Consider the following 3,070-nt stretch of genomic DNA (forward strand, 5'->3'; position numbering starts at 1 on the left):
GAATTGCCCTGATTCCAATTGGAATCAGAGCAATTCAAGTGTGAAACGGGGCGTTGCCAACGCAGGCCGCATCATTTTAATCGCCTGAAACAGCAAAGAAAAGCGCAAAAGACACGCTGAACGCTGCTCCCTTTGCAACCGGAGCGAACAATCCGGCTGCGGATCAGGGCGGCCAAACGGTCTTGGTTGAAAGAAGACCTCTTGCAGCTTACAGCTGCTTGGAACTCCGCTCCGCCGCCGCTATTCTGGCCAGCGAACGCTCCAAAGCCGCTGTCGCCCGGATGCGGCTGACATTCTCATCATGGGCTTGGGATTGCGCCAGCCGCTTCTCGGCCCGCTCTTTGGCCCGCAAAGCGCGGGGCACGTCAATCTCGTGTCCGTATTCGGCATTCTCCACGAGAAAGGTGACGCTGTTGTCCGAAACCTCGGCGAAACCGCTGCTGACCATCAAATATTTCACCTCTTTGTCCTTTTTATAATGCAGGACACCGGTCTTGATGGTGGTCAGCAAGGGCGCATGATTGGCCAGCACGCCGAACTCGCCGCTGGTGCCGGGCGCGGTGACGATGTCCACATCCTCGCTGACCACCGGGCCTGAAGGCGTTACCACTTCCAGATGAATCTGTGCCATTGTTCGTCACCTCTGCCTGTGATGTTCTGCGCGGGGTCAGGCGGCGACCTTTTCTGCCGCAGCTTGTTCTGCCGCCGCTTTCTCGGCAGCGGCCTTCTCTACAGCCTCTTCAATCGTGCCGACCATGTAGAAGGCGTTCTCCGGCAGATCGTCGTGTTTGCCGTCGAGTATCTCCTTGAAGCCGCGCACCGTGTCTTCCACCTTCACGTACTTGCCATCCATGCCCGTGAAGACCTCGGCGACATTGAAGGGCTGGGAAAGGAAACGCTGAATCTTGCGGGCACGGCCCACCAGAAGCTGATCTTCCTCGGACAGCTCATCCATGCCGAGAATGGCGATGATGTCTTGCAGCTCTTTATACTTTTGCAGAGTCACCTGCACCCGGCGGGCGGTTTGATAATGCTCCTCGCCAACGACGTTGGGATCAAGAATGCGCGAGGTGGAGTCGAGCGGGTCAACCGCCGGATAAATGCCCAGCGCGGCGATCTGGCGGGAAAGAACAACTGTGCCGTCAAGATGGGCAAAGGTGGTGGCCGGAGCCGGATCGGTGAGATCGTCGGCAGGAACGTAAACACACTCCACCGCCGTGATCGAACCTTTGGTGGTCGAGGTGATGCGCTCTTGCAATGCGCCAAGATCGGTTGCCAAAGTTGGTTGATAACCAACCGCTGACGGAATGCGGCCCAAGAGCGCAGAAACCTCTGCGCCCGCCTGAGTGAAACGGAAGATGTTGTCCACGAAGAAGAGCACGTCCTGGCCTTCTTCATCGCGGAAATACTCAGCAGCGGTGAGACCAGTCAGGGCGACGCGGGCGCGCGCTCCGGGCGGCTCGGTCATCTGGCCATAAACTAAAGCGGCCTTGGGCAGAACGCCGGATTCCTTCATCTCCATGTAGAGGTCGTTGCCCTCGCGGGTGCGCTCGCCCACGCCGCAGAAGACGGAGATGCCGCCGTGCTGCATGGCGATGTTGTTGACCATCTCCATCATGATGACCGTCTTGCCGCAGCCTGCGCCGCCGAAGAGGCCCATTTTGCCGCCGCGTGGGAAAGGCACGAGCAGATCAAGCACTTTGATGCCGGTTTCAAGAACGTTCACCTCGGTGTCCTGCTCGGTGAACTCTGGTGCGCCCCGATGGATAGGCATGGTCTTGCTGTTGTCAATAACGCCAAGACCGTCCACGGGCCTGCCCACCACGTTCATAATCCGGCCCAAGGCAGGTGCGCCGACCGGAATTGAGATTGGCTGGCCAGAATCGCGGCAGGCCATGCCGCGAACCAAGCCGTCGGTCTGATCCATGGCGATGCAGCGCACAACATTGTCGCCCAGATGCTGTGCCACTTCGATGACTAGATTCTCTTCGGTATTGTCAATGCCCGGATTGGTCACGAACAGGGCGTTCATGATCGGCGGCAGTTCAGCCGCCTTGAATTCCACGTCAACAACAGGCCCGATCACCTGGATGATTCTTCCTATGCCCATTTCTATGTCTCCAAGAATCTCTCTGAATTCGTCTGAGTCTTATCCCTTCAGGGCTTCCGCGCCGCCGACGATGTCCATCAGGTCGCCGGTGATGGCCGCCTGCCGGGCCTTGTTGTAGAGCTGCCGCAGTTCCTTGATCATGTCGCCGCAGGCCGTTGTCGCGTTGTCCATCGCCGTCATCCGCGCCGCCTGCTCGCCCGCGCCCACTTCCAGCATGGCGTGGAAGACCTGCACGTTCAGATAGAGCGGCAGCAGGTTTTCCAGTATCTCGGCAGGTGATGGCTCAAACAGGTACTCGACTGGATTTTTCTCCTCAGCCCCGTTTTCCGCCGGTTTGATCGGCAGGAGGATGTCCTGCGTCGGAATCTGGGCGGAAAGCGACTTGAAGCGGGCATAGATCAGCTCGACCTGATCCGCCGCCTTGCTGAGGAACTGTTCTGAAACATCCTCAGCGATCTCGCGAGCGTTGAACATCTGGAAGGTGCCCATGATGTCCGTGAAGGAACGGCGGATTTTGCCGGAGCGTTTGAAAGCCCGCGTGGCCTTGTTACCCACTGTCACCAGCGTGACCTTCTTGCCCTCGCTCTCGTACTGGGCGATCAGCTTCTGGGTCTTGCTGATGACATTGGCGTTGAAACTGCCGCAAAGGCCCCGGTCTGAGGTGATGACAATCAGCTCCACGCTTTGCACCTCGCGGACGGCCATCAGCGGCTGGCCCGCACCCGCGCCGCCGGAGAGCTTCTGCATCGCCCCGGCGAACTTGGCTGCGTAAGGGCGGAATGCCTCCATCCGCAGCTGCGCCCCGCGCAGCTTGGCTGAGGCGACCATGTTCATCGCCTTGGTGATCTGCGAGGTTTTGGACACGCCCTCGATCTTGTTTTTGACTTCCTTCAATCCTGGCATGGCTCGTGCCCCGCGCTCAGTTCAGGCCCTTGGCCGCTTTGAAGGTGCTGCCGAAGG

Annotated in this window: 3 protein-coding genes; all 3 read right to left on the reverse strand. The window is 59.1% G+C overall.

The features are described from left to right. Positions 1-208: 208 nt before the first annotated feature. From ACNKID_RS04955 to atpG, 3 genes are read right to left on the reverse strand one after another with little or no spacing between them, the layout of a single operon-like run. On the reverse strand, positions 209-631 hold the full coding sequence (locus ACNKID_RS04955; protein ID WP_417912324.1) for a F0F1 ATP synthase subunit epsilon: 423 nt from the start codon (positions 629-631) through the stop codon (positions 209-211). A gap of 36 nt (positions 632-667) precedes the next feature. Next, positions 668-2,110, reverse strand: a complete 1,443-nt coding sequence (atpD, locus tag ACNKID_RS04960) for a F0F1 ATP synthase subunit beta (protein WP_417912325.1) — start codon at positions 2,108-2,110, stop codon at positions 668-670. A 39-nt stretch (positions 2,111-2,149) separates the two neighbouring features. Further along, positions 2,150-3,013 carry an ATP synthase F1 subunit gamma gene (gene atpG, locus ACNKID_RS04965; protein ID WP_417912326.1) on the reverse strand — a complete coding sequence of 288 codons (864 nt, stop codon included), beginning with the start codon at positions 3,011-3,013 and terminating at the stop codon, positions 2,150-2,152. Positions 3,014-3,070: the final 57 nt, after the last annotated feature.

The organism is Candidatus Electronema sp. TJ (genome assembly GCF_048287355.1).
Taxonomy (GTDB): Bacteria; Desulfobacterota; Desulfobulbia; order Desulfobulbales; family Desulfobulbaceae; genus Electronema.